This window comes from Streptomyces sp. NPDC018000, from assembly GCF_044328025.1.
GTDB lineage: Bacteria > Actinomycetota > Actinomycetes > Streptomycetales > Streptomycetaceae > Streptomyces.
Window position 1 is genome coordinate 120,686 of sequence record NZ_JBIRGM010000010.1, and the last position, 17,690, is coordinate 138,375.

The 17,690-nt window shown below is 70.7% G+C and carries 14 protein-coding genes; 10 read left to right on the forward strand and 4 right to left on the reverse strand.

Going from position 1 to position 17,690, the window contains the following annotated elements; all coding sequences use genetic code 11:
* Positions 1-34 precede the first annotated feature (34 nt).
* From ACH4EW_RS21410 to ACH4EW_RS21420, 3 genes are all read left to right on the forward strand, one after another.
* A complete protein-coding gene (locus ACH4EW_RS21410) occupies positions 35-562 on the forward strand; it encodes an SAV_6107 family HEPN domain-containing protein (protein WP_398259115.1) in 528 nt (175 codons plus the stop codon).
* Positions 563-661: 99 nt separating this feature from the next.
* Positions 662-1,420, forward strand: coding sequence for a class I SAM-dependent methyltransferase (locus tag ACH4EW_RS21415; protein ID WP_398259117.1), 759 nt, complete (start codon positions 662-664; stop codon positions 1,418-1,420).
* A gap of 293 nt (positions 1,421-1,713) precedes the next feature.
* Entirely contained in the window at positions 1,714-2,106 is a 393-nt protein-coding gene (locus tag ACH4EW_RS21420; RefSeq protein ID WP_398259119.1) for a DUF3040 domain-containing protein, read from the forward strand.
* Positions 2,107-2,379: 273 nt separating this feature from the next.
* On the opposite strand, the gene ACH4EW_RS21425 is transcribed toward ACH4EW_RS21420, so the two are convergent.
* The 4 genes from ACH4EW_RS21425 to ACH4EW_RS21440 form a co-directional block, all read right to left on the reverse strand.
* Positions 2,380-4,803: a DUF3488 and DUF4129 domain-containing transglutaminase family protein gene (locus ACH4EW_RS21425; protein ID WP_398259121.1), complete on the reverse strand. Its 2,424-nt coding sequence runs from the start codon at positions 4,801-4,803 to the stop codon at positions 2,380-2,382.
* Positions 4,800-6,191: a DUF58 domain-containing protein gene (locus tag ACH4EW_RS21430; protein ID WP_398259123.1), complete on the reverse strand. Its 1,392-nt coding sequence runs from the start codon at positions 6,189-6,191 to the stop codon at positions 4,800-4,802. The genes ACH4EW_RS21425 and ACH4EW_RS21430 overlap by 4 nt, the downstream gene beginning before the upstream one ends.
* The gene (locus ACH4EW_RS21435; protein WP_398259125.1) at positions 6,191-7,237 is read right to left on the reverse strand and encodes an AAA family ATPase; all 1,047 of its coding nucleotides are present in this window, start codon (positions 7,235-7,237) and stop codon (positions 6,191-6,193) included. The genes ACH4EW_RS21430 and ACH4EW_RS21435 overlap by 1 nt, the downstream gene beginning before the upstream one ends.
* 243 nt (positions 7,238-7,480) lie before the next feature.
* A complete protein-coding gene (locus ACH4EW_RS21440; RefSeq protein ID WP_398259127.1) occupies positions 7,481-8,047 on the reverse strand; it encodes a beta-class carbonic anhydrase in 567 nt (188 codons plus the stop codon).
* A gap of 379 nt (positions 8,048-8,426) precedes the next feature.
* Here ACH4EW_RS21440 and rsmH point away from each other — a divergent pair, with 379 nt between their 5' ends.
* From rsmH to murD, 7 genes are read left to right on the forward strand one after another with little or no spacing between them, the layout of a single operon-like run.
* The gene (gene rsmH, locus ACH4EW_RS21445; protein ID WP_351258542.1) at positions 8,427-9,392 is read left to right on the forward strand and encodes a 16S rRNA (cytosine(1402)-N(4))-methyltransferase RsmH; all 966 of its coding nucleotides are present in this window, start codon (positions 8,427-8,429) and stop codon (positions 9,390-9,392) included.
* 49 nt (positions 9,393-9,441) lie between these two features.
* Positions 9,442-10,011, forward strand: coding sequence for a septum formation initiator family protein (locus ACH4EW_RS21450; RefSeq protein WP_398259129.1), 570 nt, complete (start codon positions 9,442-9,444; stop codon positions 10,009-10,011).
* 4 nt (positions 10,012-10,015) lie between these two features.
* On the forward strand, positions 10,016-11,983 hold the full coding sequence (locus tag ACH4EW_RS21455) for a peptidoglycan D,D-transpeptidase FtsI family protein (RefSeq protein ID WP_398259131.1): 1,968 nt from the start codon (positions 10,016-10,018) through the stop codon (positions 11,981-11,983).
* 18 nt (positions 11,984-12,001) lie between these two features.
* Positions 12,002-13,729, forward strand: coding sequence for a UDP-N-acetylmuramoyl-L-alanyl-D-glutamate--2,6-diaminopimelate ligase (locus ACH4EW_RS21460; RefSeq protein ID WP_398259133.1), 1,728 nt, complete (start codon positions 12,002-12,004; stop codon positions 13,727-13,729).
* Positions 13,730-13,733: 4 nt separating this feature from the next.
* The gene (gene murF / locus ACH4EW_RS21465; protein WP_398259135.1) at positions 13,734-15,140 is read left to right on the forward strand and encodes a UDP-N-acetylmuramoyl-tripeptide--D-alanyl-D-alanine ligase; all 1,407 of its coding nucleotides are present in this window, start codon (positions 13,734-13,736) and stop codon (positions 15,138-15,140) included.
* Entirely contained in the window at positions 15,137-16,207 is a 1,071-nt protein-coding gene (gene mraY, locus ACH4EW_RS21470; RefSeq protein ID WP_398259137.1) for a phospho-N-acetylmuramoyl-pentapeptide-transferase, read from the forward strand. Before murF ends, mraY begins: the two co-directional genes overlap by 4 nt.
* Positions 16,189-17,622, forward strand: a complete 1,434-nt coding sequence (gene murD, locus ACH4EW_RS21475) for a UDP-N-acetylmuramoyl-L-alanine--D-glutamate ligase (protein WP_398259139.1) — start codon at positions 16,189-16,191, stop codon at positions 17,620-17,622. The genes mraY and murD overlap by 19 nt, the downstream gene beginning before the upstream one ends.
* The last annotated feature ends 68 nt before the right edge of the window (positions 17,623-17,690 follow it).

Consider the following 17,690-nt stretch of genomic DNA (forward strand, 5'->3'; position numbering starts at 1 on the left):
CACGGAGCCGTTGCACGAGACAGGAGGTTTCGTCATGGCCCACTCGTCCGCAGCAGCCGCACCCCGGCGCCGCGCAGACGGCCCTGCCCCCTCGCTGACCGGTCCGGCAAACGATGTCCATCCCGTTCTGCGCCGCACCACGGCGCCGCCCGCCGCCCTCGATCTGCTCGCCCAGGCCCGCACAGGCCTCGACGAGGCCGCCGTTCTCGACGTTCCGAACGAGCGGTATGCCACCGCCCACCTCGCCGCGCTGCGCACCGCCGCCGCCGTGCTTGCTGTGCGGGGACGCCCCGAGACATCCAGGCGGCGCCGGGAGCGGATCCGCAGCGCCTGGGAGGTCCTCCCGGAAATAGCCCCCGAGCTGACCGAATGGAGTGCGCTGTTCGCCTCCGGTGCCCGTCGCAGGGCCCGTGCGGAAGCCGGTATACCGGGCGCGGCCAGCCGGCGGGACGCCGACGACCTGCTGCGTGACGCAGCGATGTTCCTGCGCCTGGTCGAGCGGATGCCGGCGCTTCGGCCGGTGCTCCCACAGGCCCGGAAGGACCGGCCCGACGCTGGATGAGGGTGACGGGGGCGCGAGGCAATAGGGTGGAGAGCACCACCACCCGCACTGTTCACGCTCCGCCGTCAGCGGCGGCACCGTGCCGAGGAGTCATCTGCCGTGTCGGACCAGCTGCGCCCACGCGCCTCCCTCCGTACCGCCGTGGTCTGGGAGGTCCTGAAGGACGCCCTCGACCACCAGGTCAAGGCGACCGGCAGGGACGCCCTGGATGTCCTGGACACCGGCGGCGGTACCGGCAACTTCGCGGTGCCGGTAGCACGTCTCGGCCACAGGGTCACTGTCGTCGACCCCAGCCCCAACGCGCTCTTCGCCCTGGAGCGCCGAGCCGCCGAGGCCGGGGTCGCCGACCGGGTCCGCGGGGTCCAGGGCGACATCCACGGCCTGTTCGAGGTGGTCGAGCGCGGTGGTTACGACGCGGTGCTGTGCCACGGAGTCCTGGAGTATGTGGACGACCCCGCCGAGGGTGTGCGCAACGCGGTCGAGGCTCTCCGTCCGTCCGGTGCGCTCAGCCTGCTCGCCGCCGGGCTCGGCGGCGCGGTTCTGGCCCGGGCGCTCGGCGGTCACTTCACCGAGGCCCGGCAGGCGCTCAGCGACCCGGCGGGCCACTGGGGCGACGGGGACCCGGTGCCCCGGCGCTACACCGCGGAGCAGCTCACCGAACTGGTCTCCGCCGCGGACGTCGAGGTCGGCGCGGTGCACGGCGTACGGGTCTTCGCCGACCTTGTACCAGGCGTCCTGGTGGACACCGAGCCCGGTGCCATGGAGGCCCTGCTCAGGCTGGAGGCGGCCGCGGCCGAACTGCCCGCATTCCACTCGGTCGCGACGCAGCTGCATGTTCTGGGCACGAAGCGCGCCTGAGCGCGGCCGCCGACCGGTGGTAGCTCAGCTGTAGCGCGGCTGATCAGGGACGCAGCCGCAGATGGAGTACGCCCCAGGACCCCCGATCGGGGGCTTCGCCCCGTATGATCGGGGGACACCATCCGGCATGACGGATCGGAGGTTGGGGAATCAACGCCTCAGCAGCTGAGCCGTCGTGGCGGCCCGGACTGGCTGATTGGCAAAGAGGGCGGGTTTCACGGGGGCGAATCCCTGCCTATCCTGAAAGGGCCGCATACCGGCCGCCCCCGCGGCCGATTGACGAGGAGGACTCCGTGCCGCTCTCGGAGCACGAGCAGCGAATGCTCGAGCAGATGGAGCGAGCGCTGTACGCCGAAGATCCCAAGTTCGCGACAGCGCTCGAGGGAAGCGGGCTGCGTACGTACACCCGGCGACGGGTCTACCAGGCGGTCGCTGGCTTCCTGGTGGGTATCGCGCTCCTCATGGCCGGAATGGTCGCCCAGCAGATCTGGATCAGCGTGGTGGGGTTCCTCGTCATGCTCGGCTGTGCGGTCCTTGCGGTCACTGGTTGGCGCAAAGCGCCCAAGCCGGGTGAGCGACAGGCAGCCGGAGGCGGTGGCGAACGCCGCCAGCCCAGGCAACACCGGACCGTTATGAACCGGATCGAGCAGCGTTGGCAGCGCCGCCGTGACGAGCAGGGCCACTAGGGCCCGGACAATCTTGGGTGAGGGGCGGCCGCATTTCTGCGGCCGCCCCTCACGTATGTCCGGGGCCGCCTTCGGCCCGCCGTTGCTCTCAATCGCCGGGCAGGCTCGAACAAGCGCCAAACCTGTCCGGCTGTCTCAGGGCGAGGGACTGCCGGGCGGGCCAGAAAGCTCCAAGCCCGTCGCTGCCGGGGCGAGAGGCCGCCGGGCGGGGTCGGCGCCTACCGGCCCCGCCCGGCGATGGAGGACAGAGGCGGGCCGTCGGCCACGCCCCCGTCACCCCTGGTGGCGGGACGGCCGCCGCAGCCAACCCGTCGACCGGTCCCGGCTCCACCGCGCCGCCCACCTGCCGGTGAACGCCGCCCAGCGGTCCGAGGCCGCCCAGATCACCCGAACGGCCGAACGCGGCGCCGCGACTGCGTGGAACCGGGCGAACCGGCCGACCGACGCCCGAAGTCCGACCCGTACCGTCTCCACGTCTTCGGCGAGCCCGGTACCCGACCGGGGCTCCGGGGCGTAGAGCACCTGCTCCACCGCCCCCGCCACCCGGTGTACCGCGGCGGCCTCGTCGGGGGCGAGCTGCCCCAGCCGCACCACCCGGGCAGCCGCCTTGCGCGGGGTCTGGGAGCCGTCCGGCTCGATGCCGTGGTCCCACGCGGTGTCGATGATCTCCCGCCAGGCCGCCAGCGTTCTGGCCGTCGCATCGGCCGGCGTACGTCCGGCGGAGAAACTCAGCCTGCGCCTGCGCGCCCGAAGCCGCCAGAGCATTGGCAGCAACGGCAGCGTCAGGATCACCAGGGCGACCAGGACCAGACCGAGGACTGTGCCTGTCGGCGTCCCGGAATCCGTCGGAGCGACCACCCCCGGCGCCACCGAGTTGCCGCACTCGCCCTGCTTGCGCATCTGGGCCGGGCAGCTGTCCGAGACGGACGGCGCGGCCGTCGGCGCGGCCGAGACGCCCCTCTCGGGCCGGGCCGGGTCGGATGTGCCGCCGGCCGGGGCGTCCGGCTGGGTGTAGGAGGGGACGGTGCCCCGCGCCGGGGTCGGTTCGAAGCGGGTCCACCCGACGCCCTCGAAATACAGCTCGGGCCAGGCATGCGCATCGCGCAGCCCCACCGACACCGAACCGTTCTGCTGCGCAGTGCCAGGAGTGAAGCCCACTGCGACCCGGGCCGGAATACCCAGCGTCCGCGCCATCGCGGCCATCGTGAACGAGAAGTGGACGCAGAAGCCCTGCTTGTCCTTCAGGAACCGGCCGATCGCCGCGCTCCCGGTGCCAGAGTTCACCGAGGTGTTGTAGGTGAAGCCGCCGTCAGAGGCGAAGAAGTTCTGCAGCTTCACCGCACGCTCGTAGTTGTTGGCGGCGCCCTTCGTCACCCTGTCCGCAGTCTGCCTGACCACCTTCGGCAGGGAGCCGGGAACATGGGTGTACTCGCGCTGCAGAGCGGCCGGCGGGGTGCCTGCCGCGGCGAGCTGATCCGCGGTCGGCTGGACCATCAGACTGGAGACCTGGTACTGCGCTCCGCGGGTCGTCTCCCCGCGGTCACCGACGAGCGTCCGCCCCATCGGCTCGTACCGCCAGCGCCCGCCGATCCTGACCTCGGTCGCGGGATAAGGGAGCGGCAGATAGCTCTGCTGGTACGAACGGGACGCGGAGATGTTCGACCTGATCTCCGTGACCATGACGTCCGGGCCGAGACCATTTGGGGTCGGGAGCCGCTTCGGCACATCCTCCAGACGGCGTGTGGAGGGCCGCCACTCGTTTCCGTTGAACTGGTCCAAGGCCAGGATCCGCAGGTAGAAGCCCTGCGGGTCACCCGAGTTGGTGCGGTAGGACATCACCTCCCGGTTCTCCGGCTGGTTCAGATTGTTCTGCAACGAGACCAGGGGGTTGACCGCGGAGATGGTGCCGCCGCCGCTCCCCTTGCCGTTCGAGCCGCCCGTACCGGCCAGCAGACCGCTGTCGAGCGCCGGCAGCGCCGCCGGTACGACCAGTGAGATCCCCAGCGCCAGCGCACCGACGCGGCGTCCGGTGCGGACCGGGGCCGCCGGGCGGCTGCCGGAGATCGCCGCACCGACCGCCGAACCGCTCGGGGATCTGGCCGCGCCGCTGAAGACCCGCCCCCACTGGGAGAGCCGGTCCTGGCCCTCCGCCAGGAGAAGCAGCAGATAGCCACCGGCGGCGAGCAGGAACCAGAGCCAGTCCGCTCCACCCTCGGAAAGTCCCGCGGCGACCGAGTACAGCGCGAGGAGCGGCAGACCGGCCGGGGCCGCGCTGCGGAACGTCACCGCGAGGGCGTCCACGACCAGGCCGACCAGCAGCACACCGCCGATCAGCATCAGCCGGATGCCGTCCGTCGTGGGCGCCGGAGCAGCGAATCTCCCGACATCCTCGGCGCCCGACACCAGCAGATCCGCGAGCCGCTGGACGGCCTCCGGACCTGGCAGGACACCGGCCAGCGCCTGAGTCCTGGCGAACACCACCGTCAGCAGAACCAGCGTGACCAGCGTCTGCGCCGCGACGATCAGCATCCGGGGCATGGGAATCCGGCGGGCGAGCGTACCCATCCCGCTCTGGACCGCCAGCAGAAACGCGGCCTGCAGAATCCACCCGGCCGGTTCGACCAGCGGCAGCATCGAGCCCGCCGCCATCAGCGTCGCCGCGAAGGCACACAGCGTCAGCCGACCACGACCGCTCATGACCATCCCCCGGAGATACCTGTCGTGCCACCTGTGATGCCGTCGACGGCAGCGGACTGTGTCGCCAGTCCCTGGTGCCCCGCCTGCTGCCAATACCGGGCGAGACCGGTCCCCGGCGCCACCGCCACCGCCGTCCAGCCCGATTCGCGCAGCAGCCGCAGCCGCCGCTCGAACGCCGTGTCCGCCCTCGTGGGCGGGGCGGTGCCCTGCACCCAGGCCGTGCTGTCCAGTACGAACGCGACCGCGCCGCCACTGCGCTGCCGCATCCGGGCCGCCACTGCCGCCTGCTTCTCGTCCAGATCACCGAAGAACGCGATCAGCAGCCCTTCGTTGCCGCCGCGCATCACGTCGTACGCACGTGACAGACCGCCCCCGTCGGAGTGGTCGACCACCGCCAGGGTGTCCATCATCAGACCCGCGGAGTCCGCGGACTCCTGCGTCGATCCGGCGAAGCCACCTTCGCCCTCGCCCGGAACCGCGTTCCCGTCGTCGGTCAGCAGCCGGACCGCGAAGCCGCGCTCCAGCATGTGCACCAGCGCGGACGCCGCACCGGACACCGCCCACTCGAAGGCGGAGTCGGGCCCCGCCCCCTGATAGGCGATCCGCCGAGTGTCCAGCAGCACCGTGCATCTGGCCCGCTGCGGCTGCTCCTCGCGGCGCACCATCAGTTCGCCGTAGCGTGCGGTGGAGCGCCAGTGGACCCGACGCAGATCGTCGCCGTGCCGGTAGCCGCGCGGGATCACGTCGTCGTCGCCGGCCAGCGCCGGCGAACGCTGCCGTCCCTCGCCGTACCCCGAGGCCTCGCCCGCCAGTCGTACCGGCGGCAGAGGCTCGGTCCGTGGAATGACGACAAGGGTGTCGTACGCGCTGAACGAACGGGTCAGCTCGCACATCCCGAACGGATCGCTCAGCCGCAGCTGCAGCGGCCCCAGCGGATAGCGCCCGCGCAGATCCGACCGCACCCTGTACGAGACCTCGCTACGGCCACCCGCCTCCACCCGGTCCAGCACGAACCGGGGCCGCGGCCCGAGCACATAGGGAACCCGGTCCTGCAGCATCAACAGCCCGGTCGGCAGCCGCGACACGTTCTCCATCCGCAGATGGACCCGAGCCTCCGCGCCCGCGGGCACCCGGGACGGCGAGAGCCGCCGGGTGCCCGCGACCCGGTAACGGGTGCGGAAGAGCACCACGACACAGACGAGCGGCAGCGCGGCGAGCAGTAGCCCGACCCGCAGCAGATCCGCCTGTCCCAGCACATATGCGCAGATCACCGCGGCAATACCGGCTGCGAGGAAGGACCGCCCGCGTGTGGTCAGCCCGCTCAGAGCGGCCCGCAGACCGCCCTTGTCGTCGCCGTCGTCCATCGTGGCCGGCCCCCCGGAAGTCATCACACCCGCCGTACGCCGGGCTGCTGCCGGCCGTACGCCGGACGGCCCGGGTGGTGCTGGGGCTGCACCCGGGCGCCGCCATCGGCGGTGGGTACCGGTGTCTGCTGCAGGATCTCCAGCACAACGTGCTCGGCGGTACGACGGTTCAGCTGGGCCTGGGCCGTCGGCAGCAGCCGGTGCGCGAGCACCGCGACCGCCAGCGCCTGCACATCGTCCGGCAGGCAGTAGTCCCGGCCGCTCAGTGCCGCGGAGGCCTTCGCTGCGCGCAGTAGATGCAGGGTGGCTCGCGGCGAGGCGCCGAGCCGGAGATCGGGATGGCTGCGGGTGGCGCCGACGAGCTGCACCGCGTACCGCCGCACGGCATCGGCCACATGCACCGTCCGCACAGCGTCGATCAGCTTCACTATGTCGTGCGCGTGCGCCACCGGCTGCAGATCGTCGAGCGGCGAGATCCCGCCGTGCACATCGAGCATCTGCAGCTCGGCGTCCGCACTCGGATAGCCGATCGACACCCGGGCCATGAACCGGTCGCGCTGGGCTTCGGGCAGCGGATAGGTGCCCTCCATCTCCACCGGGTTCTGGGTGGCCACCACCATGAACGGGTCGGGCAACTCGTACGTGTGCCCGTCGATGGTGACCTGGCGCTCCTCCATCGACTCCAGCAGCGCCGACTGGGTCTTCGGCGAGGCCCGGTTGATCTCGTCGCCGATCACGATCTGAGCGAAGATCGCGCCCGGTTTGAATTCGAAGTCGCGCCGGTGCTGGTCGAAGACGGACACACCGGTGATGTCCGAAGGCAGCAGGTCCGGTGTGAACTGAATGCGCCGCACCGAACAGTCGATGGACCGCGCCAGCGCCTTGGCCAGCATCGTCTTGCCGACCCCGGGGACATCCTCGATGAGGAGATGTCCCTCCGCCAGCAGCACGGTCAGCGAAAGCCGTACGACCTCGGGCTTGCCCTCGATCACACTCTCCACCGACCTGCGCACCCGCTCCGCAGTCGTGGTCAGATCTGTGAGGCTCGCTCGATCGTCATAGGTCGTCACCCGGCCCTCCTCGGCCCTGCCCCACGCTCGCCAGGAGCAGGGGATACCTCATTCAGGGACCGACGCGCACGTAGCGGCCCGGCCCACCCCGAAACACGGACACCCCTCCGGACACGTCCGGCGAGATGTCACATGCGCATTCTTGTTGCCGTTACCGCTTCGTGTCACTCGCCTGTGGATAAGTGGGGGCGATATGTCGGAGTCGGTGGGGTTATCGGTTCCCGACGAACACCGTCCCGGTGGTCAGGAAGAGGGAAGGATCTCGCGCAGCAAGCCGCTGGTCACATCGAAGACGAAGCCTCGGACGTCGTCGGTGTGCAGCAGGAACGGCGAGGTGCGCACGCGCTGCATCGACTGACGTACGTCCTGGTCGGCGTCCTTGTACGCCTCGACCGCCCAGACCGGACGCTGGCCGACCTCCGCCTCGAGCTCTTGGCGGAATTCCTCGGTGATCGATTCCAGGCCGCAATTCGTGTGATGAATGAGAATGACGCTGCGGGTGCCGAGAGCCCGCTGGCTGATGGTCAGCGAACGGATCACGTCATCGGTGACCACGCCGCCCGCGTTGCGGATGGTGTGGCAGTCGCCGAGCGAGAGACCCAGGGCGTCGTGCAGGTCGAGCCGGGCGTCCATGCAGGCGACCACGGCGACGCGCAGCACCGGCTTGGCGTCCATGCCCGGGTCGTTGAATTCGGCGGCGTACCGGACGTTCGCCTCGACCAGGCGGTCGGTGACCGTGCCCCCGGGGGTGCGGGCCTGGTCGGCAGCGGGTGCGTAAGACCCGCTGGGGGAGTGCGCGGAAGTCGACATGGATATGACGTTAGCTCTCGCCCCTGGTCCCGTCGTGCTGTGAGAAGGGACAAAGAACGTCAACGGGGCTTGTTGTGAGGCACCCCACAAGCGTCACAGCTGTTCAGGCGGCCGGCTGAACAGCGGGCGGGGCGACGCGCTGCCAGGTTGATTGATCGGGAATCGATCGAATGGCAGGGTGGACTAAAGTGACGGGAAGGTACGACACCCTGCACATTCCGTAGATTTCCTCCGTGTGCGCGGCGTACGTACGGTCCGGCCCTCTCCCGCTCGCCGGTCGACCGGTGCCCCTTCCCCGGCATCGGCCGACCTCCCCTTCTGAGCGGGCGGGGACCAGGTCGTACGTACAGCCACACGGGACCTGAGCCTGAGAGGGCGCATGAGCCAGACCCGACACGTCCCGGTGATGCTCCAGCGGTGCCTGGACCTGTTGGCCCCGGCTCTGGAGGCGCCCGGCCCGCCGCAGCCCGTGGTCGTCGACTGCACCCTCGGCCTCGGCGGACACAGCGAGGCGCTGCTCTCCGCCTTCCCCTCCGCGCGGCTGATCGCGCTGGACCGGGACAAGGAGGCGCTGCGGCTCTCCGGCGAGCGGCTCGCCCCGTACGGAGACCGGGCCACCCTGGTGCACGCGGTCTACGACGAACTGCCCGAGGTGCTCGCCAGGCTCGGCATCCCCAAGGTCCAGGGCGTCCTGTTCGACCTCGGTGTCTCCTCCATGCAGCTGGACGAGGCCGACCGCGGATTCGCGTATGCGCAGGACGCCCCGCTCGACATGCGCATGGACCAGACGACCGGCATAGGCGCCGCCGAGGTGCTCAATACCTACCCGCCGGGCGAACTGGTACGGATCCTGCGGGCGTACGGCGAGGAGAAGCAGGCCAAGCGGATCGTCTCCGCGATCGTGCGCGAGCGCGAGAAGGAGCCGTTCAGCAACAGCGCTCGGCTCGTCGAGCTGATCCGTGACTCGCTGCCGCAGGCCGCCAAGCGAACCGGCGGCAACCCTGCCAAGCGCACCTTCCAGGCGCTGCGCATCGAGGTCAACGGCGAGCTCACCGTCCTGGAGCGGGCCATTCCGGCCGCTGTGCAGAGCCTCGCGGTCGGCGGCCGTATCGCCGTCCTCTCGTACCACTCGCTGGAGGACCGGTTGGTCAAGCAGGTCTTCGCGGCGGGCGCCGCCACCACGGCGCCGCCCGGACTGCCGGTCGTGCCCGAGCGCTATCAGCCCCGGCTGAAGCTGCTGACCCGCGGCGCGGAGCTGCCCACGGAGGAGGAGGTCGCCGAGAACCGGCGCGCCGCTCCCGCCAGGCTGCGCGGCGCCCAGCGGATCCGCGAGGAGGAACGATGAGCGTCCGGCGTCCGGGAACCCGGACGCCGGCGACGCCCGGGGCAGCGCGGTGAGCAAACCGGCCGGTCAGTTGAAAGGGCGGGCGGCGCGGCTCGCCCGGCTGATGCCGTCAGGGCCCAGCAAGGCGGCCCGTACCCCCTTCGTCCTCTTGGTCGTGCTGCTCCTCGGCGGCGGTCTGATCACCCTCCTGGTGCTCAACTCGGCCCTCAACGAAGGATCTTTCAGGCTGAGCGAGCTGAAGAAGCGGACCACGGAGCTCACCGACGAGCAGCAGGCCCTCCAGAACGACGTCGACAACTACTCCAAGCCGGATGCCCTGGAGCGGCGCGCCCGCGAACTGGGCATGGTGCCAGGTGGCAGCCCCGCCTTCCTCGACGCGAACGGTAAGGTCCGCGGCGTACCCGCTGAGGCCAGCGCCGAGCCGACTTCCGCAGCGCTGCCACGGAAGCCCAGTACCCCCGAGAAGCCCCCCGCGACCGCACCGTCCGTCGGCGCACCCACGCCGGCCACCGGCTCGCCCTCGGCACCGGCCGCCCCTTCGGGTGCCGCCGTGAGGCCCAGCACCTCCGCGGCCCCGCGTACCCCGGCAGACCAGCCCTCGACGAGCCCCGGCAGGTGACGCAGTGTCTCCCAAGGAACCACCGCGCCGCCGGGTCCCCGGCCCCGCGCGCCCCCGCAGCGCCGCAGGAGGCCAGGGACGCCCCCGGCCCGCCGCCCGCCGCCCCTCCTCCTCGCCACCGCGCAACCGGCCCGCGCGCCCCCTCCGTCTCGGCAGCCCGCGCCCCAGGCTCCGCCTGGTCAGCCTCGCCCTGACGCTCGTCATGCTGGTGTTCGTCGTCCGGCTCCTCCAGGTCCAGGCCGTCGACGCCGATGCGTACGCGGCCAAGGCCAAGGAGAACCGCTACCTCAGCTACACGATCCCCGCCGAGCGCGGCCAGATCACCGACCGCAGCGGTATCGCGCTGGCCACCAGCGTCGACGCGTACGACATCACCGCCGACCCGTCGATGTTCACGCCCGAATTCAGCAAGGCCCCCGACGCGCCCCGACAGGCGGCGGCACTCCTCGCCCCGATCCTCGGCGCCGACGCCGCCGAGCTGACCGCGAAACTGTCCAAAAAGGGCCGGTACACCGTCCTGGCCCGCCGCCAGACCCCGCAGGTCTGGAATCAGATCAAGGACCTCAAGTCCGTCTTCGCCGAAAAGGCCGCGAAGGACAAGGCGGCCGGCGGTCCCGGGACCAATGTGCTGGCCGGGGTCTTCCAGGAGTCCACCACCAAACGCGTGTACCCCAACGGAGGGCTCGCTGCCGGGGTACTCGGTTATGTCAACGCCGAGGGCAAGGGTGCGGGCGGCCTCGAACTGCAGCTGGACAAGGAGCTGGCGGGCGAGGACGGCGAGATCAAGTACGCCCAGTCCGGCGGCCGGCGGGTGCCCACCGCGGGCACCAAGGAGGTCCCGGCCGTCGCCGGGGCCGACATCGAGCTGACCATCGACCGCGACATCCAGTGGGCGGCCCAGAAGGCCATCACCGACCAGGTGAAGAAGTCCAAGGCGGACCGCGGTTACGTGGTCGTGCAGAACACCAGGACCGGCGAGGTCCTCGCCATGGCCAACGCACCCGGCTTCAACCCCAATGACCTCTCGCGGGCCGACGCTGCGTCGCTGGGCAATGCGGCGCTCCAGGACGTGTACGAGCCCGGCTCCACCAGCAAGGTCATGTCCATGGCCGCCGTGCTGGAAGAGGGGGTGGCCACCCCGGGCACCCACGTCACCGTCCCCAACCGGCTGCACCGCGGCGACCGGCTCTTCAAGGACGACATCGACCACCCCACCTGGTACCTGACGCTCAACGGCGTACTCGCCAAGTCGAGCAACATCGGCACGATTCTGGCCACCGGAGAGCTCGGCAGGACCCAGGCCGAGGCCAACAAGGTCCTCTACTCCTACCTGCGCAAATTCGGGATCGGCTCGCCGACCGGTCTCGACTACCCCGGTGAGACCCCCGGCATCCTCGCCAAGCCCGAGGACTGGTCGACCTCGCAGCAGTACACGATTCCGTTCGGCCAGGGCCTCTCGCTCAACGCCATGCAGGCCACCTCCATCTACTCGACGATCGCCAACGGCGGGGTACGTGTCGCGCCCACGCTGGTACGCGGCACCAAGGGCCCCGACGGCCACTTCAAGGCCGCCGACGCTCCCGAACGGACCCGGGTGGTCAGTGAGAAGACCGCCAAGTCGCTCGCCGCCATGCTGGAGTCGGTGGTCGGTGACGAGGAGGGCACCGGGACGAAGGCCAAGATCCCGGGCTACCGGGTGGCCGGCAAGACCGGTACGGCCAACCGAGTCGATCCGGTACGCGGCGGCTACCGCGGCTACACCGCGTCCTTCGCGGGCTTCGCACCCGCCGACAACCCGCAGATCACTGTCTACTGCGCGATTCAGAACCCGACCAAGGGCAGCTACTTCGGCGGCCAGATCTGCGGACCGATCTACAAGCAGGTCATGGAGTTCGCACTCAAGACGCTCCAGACGCCACCGTCCGGCAGTAAGCCGGCCCAGCTGCCGGTGTCCTTCCAGCCCGGCGAGTGAACATGGGGATAGCAGCCAGTGACAACCATCACCCCCGATCCCGGGAACCGGAACGGGAACCGGCAGGGCCCCGACCCCTCACTTCGCGAGAGGCCGGGTGGGCCCGGTACGCTCACCGCCGTGCCCCACGCTGATCAGTTCCAAACCACCCAGAAGGACGCCCCTGTGAACTACCCGGGAGCGCCCCGCCCGGATCGGCTCAGGCCGACGCCCCTCGGCGAGCTGGCGGCCCGGCTGGGAGTCGAACCGCCGGGAACCGGCGAGGTCACCGGCATCACCCACGACTCGCGGGCGGTCCGCCCCGGTGATGTGTACGCGGCCCTGCCGGGTGCCCGCTTCCACGGCGCCGACTTCGCCGCCCAAGCGGCCGGCCTCGGCGCGGCGACGATCCTCACCGACCCGGACGGCGCCGAGCGCGCAGCCGCCACCGGGCTGCCGGTGCTGGTCACCGAGGACCCGCGCGGCCGGATGGGCGAACTCGCCGCCGAGATCTACGGACGGCCCGGCGCCGACCTCCTCCAGATCGGCATCACCGGAACCTCCGGCAAGACCACCACCGCGTACCTCATCGAGGGCGGCTTCCGGGGCGCCGGGCGCGCCACCGGGCTGATCGGCACCGTGGAGACGCGGATCGGCGACGAGCGCATCAAGTCCGAGCGCACCACCCCCGAAGCCACCGACCTGCAGGCCCTGTTCGCCGTCATGCGCGAACGCGGCGTCGATTCGGTGACCATGGAGGTTTCCAGCCACGCCCTGGTGCTCGGCCGGGTCGACGGCTGCGTCTTCGACGTCGCGGTCTTCAACAACCTCAGCCCGGAGCACATGGAGTTCCACTCCGGAATGGAGGACTACTTCCAGGCCAAGGCGCAGCTCTTCACCCCGCTGCGCAGCCGGCAGGGCGTCGTCAACTTCGATGACGAGTACGGCCGCAGGCTGGTCACCGAGGCATCCGTCCCGGTCGTCACCTTCTCCGCCGAGGGCCATCCGGACGCCGACTGGCGCGCCGAGGACGTCGAAGTCGGGCCGCTGGGCTCCACCTTCACCGTCGTCGGCCCCAAGGACGAGCGGATCACCGCCAGGGCCCCGCTGCCCGGCCCGTTCAACGTCGCCAACACCCTCGCCGCGATCGTCACGCTCGCCGTCGCTGGCCTCGACCCGCAGACCGCGGCCGACGGTGTCGCCGCCGTTCCGGGCGTCCCCGGCCGGCTGGAACGCGTCGACGCAGGACAGCCGTACCTCGCAGTCGTCGACTACGCGCACAAGACCGACGCCGTCGAATCCGTGCTGCGCTCCCTGCGGAAGGTCACCGAGGGCAGGCTGCACATCGTCCTCGGCTGCGGCGGCGACCGCGACACCACCAAACGCGGCCCGATGGGCGCCGCCGCGGCCCGCCTCGCCGACACCGCCGTACTGACTTCCGACAACCCCCGTTCCGAGGACCCCCTCGGAATCCTCGCCGCAATGCTCGCGGGCGCCGCCGAGGTGCCCGTCCACGAGCGGGGCGACGTCCTGGTCGACGCCGACCGGGCCGCCGCCATCGCCACCGTGGTCGCCCGCGCCGAGCCCGGTGACACGGTGCTGATCGCCGGCAAGGGCCACGAGCAGGGCCAGGACATCCACGGCGTGGTACGCCCCTTCGACGACCGCGTGGTCCTGCGCGCGGCCATCGAGCGCTCCCTGGGGCACAGCGGCACCGAGAGTGCCACCCACCGCGCCCACACCCACGAGAACAACAGTCAGGGATGACCAAGTGATCGCCCTTTCCCTCGCCGAGATCGCCGAAATCGTCGGCGGGCAGTCATACGACATACCGGATCCGGCAGCGACCGTCAGCGGGCCTGTCGTCATGGACTCCCGAGAGGTGAAGCAAGGCAGCCTGTTCGTAGCCTTCACCGGCGAGCGGGTCGACGGCCACGACTTCGCGCAGGGCGCCGTCGAGGCGGGCGCGGCAGCCGTGCTGGCCGCCCGCCCCGTCGGTGTTCCGGCGATCGTCGTCGACGACGTCGTGGCCGCGCTCGGCGCGCTCGCCCGCGCCGTCGTCGGCCGCCTGGGCACCACCGTCGTCGCCCTCACCGGCTCCGCGGGCAAGACCTCCACCAAGGATCTCATCGCCCAGCTCCTCGAACGCAAGGGGCCCACCGTCTACCCGGCGGGCAACCTCAACAACGAGATCGGCCTGCCGCTCACCGCACTGCGCGCCACCGAGGACACCCAGCACCTCGTTCTCGAAATGGGTGCACGCTACATCGGCGACATCCGTTACCTCACCGGCCTCGTCCCGCCCCGGATCGGCCTCGTCCTCAACGTCGGCACCGCCCACATCGGCGAGTTCGGCGGCCGCGAGCAGATCGCCGAAGCCAAGGGCGAGATGGTCGAGGCACTGCCCGAGGACGGCCTCGCCGTCCTCAACGCCGACGACCCGCTCGTGCGCGCCATGTCCTCCCGTACGAAAGCCCGGGTGCTGCTCTTCGGCGAAGCCGCGGAAGCGGACGTACGGGGCGAGAACGTCCGTCTCACCGACGACGGCCGCCCCGCTTTCAAGCTCCACACACCCACCGGGTGCAGCGACGTGACCATGCGCCTGTACGGTGAGCACCACGTGTCGAACGCGCTCGCCGCGGCCGCCGTCGCCCATGAGTTGGGACTGTCCGCAGACGAGATCGCCGAAGGGCTCTCCGAGGCGGGCACCCTCTCCCGCTGGCGCATGGAGGTCACCGAGCGTCCGGACGGCGTGACGATCGTCAACGACGCCTACAACGCGAACCCCGAATCCATGAGAGCGGCGCTGCGTGCGCTGGCCGCCATGGGGAAGGGCCGGCGTACGTGGGCGGTGCTCGGCCCCATGGCCGAGCTGGGCGACGCCTCGCTCGCCGAGCACGACGCGGTCGGGCGGCTCGCCGTCCGGCTCAACGTCAGCAAGCTCGTCGCAGTCGGGGGCAGAGAGGCCTCCTGGCTGCAACTGGGCGCATACAACGAGGGTTCGTGGGGTGAGGAGTCGGTGCACGTGTCCGACGCACAGGCTGCGGTCGACCTGTTGCGCAGTGAACTGCGCCCGGGAGACGTCGTGCTGGTGAAGGCGTCCCGGTCGGTCGGCCTGGAGCAGGTCGCCATGGCACTGCTGGGGAACGCGTCCGAGGGCGAGGTCGCCGGCCGATGAGGCAGATCCTGTTCGCGGGGGCCATCGGGCTCTTCCTGACCCTGGTCGGAACTCCGCTGCTGATCAAACTGCTGGCCCGCAAGGGATACGGTCAGTTCATCCGGGACGACGGCCCGCGCACCCACGGGTCCAAGAAGGGCACACCCACCATGGGTGGTATCGCCTTCATCCTGGCGACGATCATCGCGTACATTCTCGCGAAGGTGATCACCGGCGAGTCGATGACGTTCTCCGGTGTACTGGTGCTCTTCCTGATGGCCGGGATGGGCCTCGTCGGCTTCCTCGACGACTACATCAAGATCGTCAAGCAGCGTTCGCTGGGCCTGCGGGCCAAGGCGAAGATGGCGGGCCAGCTGATCGTCGGTGTCGCCTTCGCGGTGCTCTCGCTCCAGTTCGCGGACTCCCACGGCAACACCCCGGCCTCCACCAAGCTGTCGTTCGTCACGGACTTCGGCTGGGCGATCGGCCCGGTGCTGTTCGTCGTCTGGGCGCTGTTCATGATCCTCGCCATGTCCAACGGCGTGAACCTGACGGACGGCCTCGACGGCCTGGCCACCGGCGCCTCGGTGATGGTTTTCGGCGCGTACACCTTCATCGGGCTGTGGCAGTTCCAGGAGTCCTGCGTCAACGCGGAGACCCTGACCAACCCCAACGCCTGTTTCGAGGTACGCGACCCACTCGACCTCGCCGTCGTCGCCTCCGCGCTGATGGGCTCCTGCTTCGGCTTCCTGTGGTGGAACACCTCGCCCGCCAAGATCTTCATGGGTGACACCGGCTCGCTCGCCCTCGGCGGCGCGCTCGCCGGTCTGGCGATCTGCTCCCGTACGGAGCTCCTGCTGGCCGTCCTCGGCGGTCTCTTCGTGATGATCACCATGTCCGTGGTCATCCAGGTCGGCTCCTTCAAGATGACCGGTAAGCGGGTCTTCCGGATGGCGCCGCTCCAGCACCACTTCGAACTCAAGGGGTGGTCCGAGGTCCTTGTCGTGGTCCGCTTCTGGATCATCCAGGGCATGTGCGTGATCGTCGGACTCGGTCTCTTCTACGCAGGATGGGCAGCCGAGAAGTGAGCAACCAGGACTGGCAGGGCAAGCGCGTCACCGTCGCGGGACTCGGAGTCTCCGGAATCCCGGCGGCCAAGGTGCTGCACGGCCTCGGGGCCGTCGTCACGGTGGTCAACGACGGGGACGACGAGCGTTCCCGTACGCAGGCCGCGGAGCTGGAGGCGCAGGGCATCACCGTGCGCCTCGGCGACGGGGCGACCCTGCCCGAGTCCACCGAGCTCATCGTCACCACCCCCGGCTGGAAGCCCGACAAGCCGCTCTTCGTCGCAGCCGCCGAGGCGGGCGTCCCGGTCTGGGGCGACGTCGAACTCGCCTGGCGGCTGCGCGGCCCCGATGCGGCACCCTGGCTCGCGGTCACCGGCACCAACGGCAAGACCACGACCGTACGGATGCTCGCCTCGATCCTGGAGGCGGCCGGGCTGCGCACCGCCGCCGTCGGCAACATCGGCGTCTCCCTCCTTGACGCCGTCCTCGGCGACGAGAAGTACGACGTACTCGCCGTCGAACTGTCCAGCTACCAGCTGCACTGGGCGCCCTCGCTGCGCGCCCACTCCGCGGCAGTCCTCAACCTGGCCCCCGACCACCTCGACTGGCACGGCTCCATGGAGGCGTACGTCGCGGACAAGGGCCGGATCTACGAGGGCAACCGCATCGCCTGCGTCTACAACGCGGCCGAGAGGGCGACCGAGGACCTGGTCCGCGAGGCAGACGTCGAAGAGGGCTGCCGCGCCATCGGCTTCACCCTGGCCACACCGGGCCCGTCCCAACTGGGCGTCGTCGACGGCATCCTCGTCGACCGCGCCTTCGTGCCGAACCGGCAGAAGCAGGCTCAGGAGCTCGCCGAGGTCACCGACGTCAACCCGCCGGCCCCGCACAACATCGCCAACGCCCTGGCGGCCGCGGCCCTGGCCCGCGCCTTCGGCGTCGAGCCCGCGGCCGTACGGGACGGACTGCGGGCCTTCCGCCCCGACCCGCACCGCATCGAGCATGTCGCGGACGTCGCCCAGGTCGCATACATCGACGACTCCAAGGCCACCAACACCCATGCCGCCGAGGCCTCCCTCGCGGCCTACGACCCGATCGTCTGGATCGCCGGTGGCCTCGCCAAGGGAGCCACCTTCGACGAGCTGGTGACCGGGGCGGCCGGGCGGCTGCGAGGCGTCGTACTGATCGGCCGCGACCGGGCCCTGATCCGCGAAGCCCTCGCGCGACACGCCCCCGAGGTCCCGGTGGTCGACCTCGACCGGACCGACACTGGGGCGATGGCCGAGGCGGTCCGCGAGGCGGCACGGCTCGCCCGGCCGGGGGACACCGTACTGATGGCCCCGGCCTGCGCCTCGATGGACATGTTCGTCAATTACAACAAGCGGGGCGAGGCGTTCGCGGACGCGGTCCGCGAGCTCGCCGCCGAGAGCGCCTGACGGGCCCGGCCCCCGCGCCGTACTGTCCCGGAGGACCAGGTGCGGGCGGCCGCGCCACGGGCCCCGGC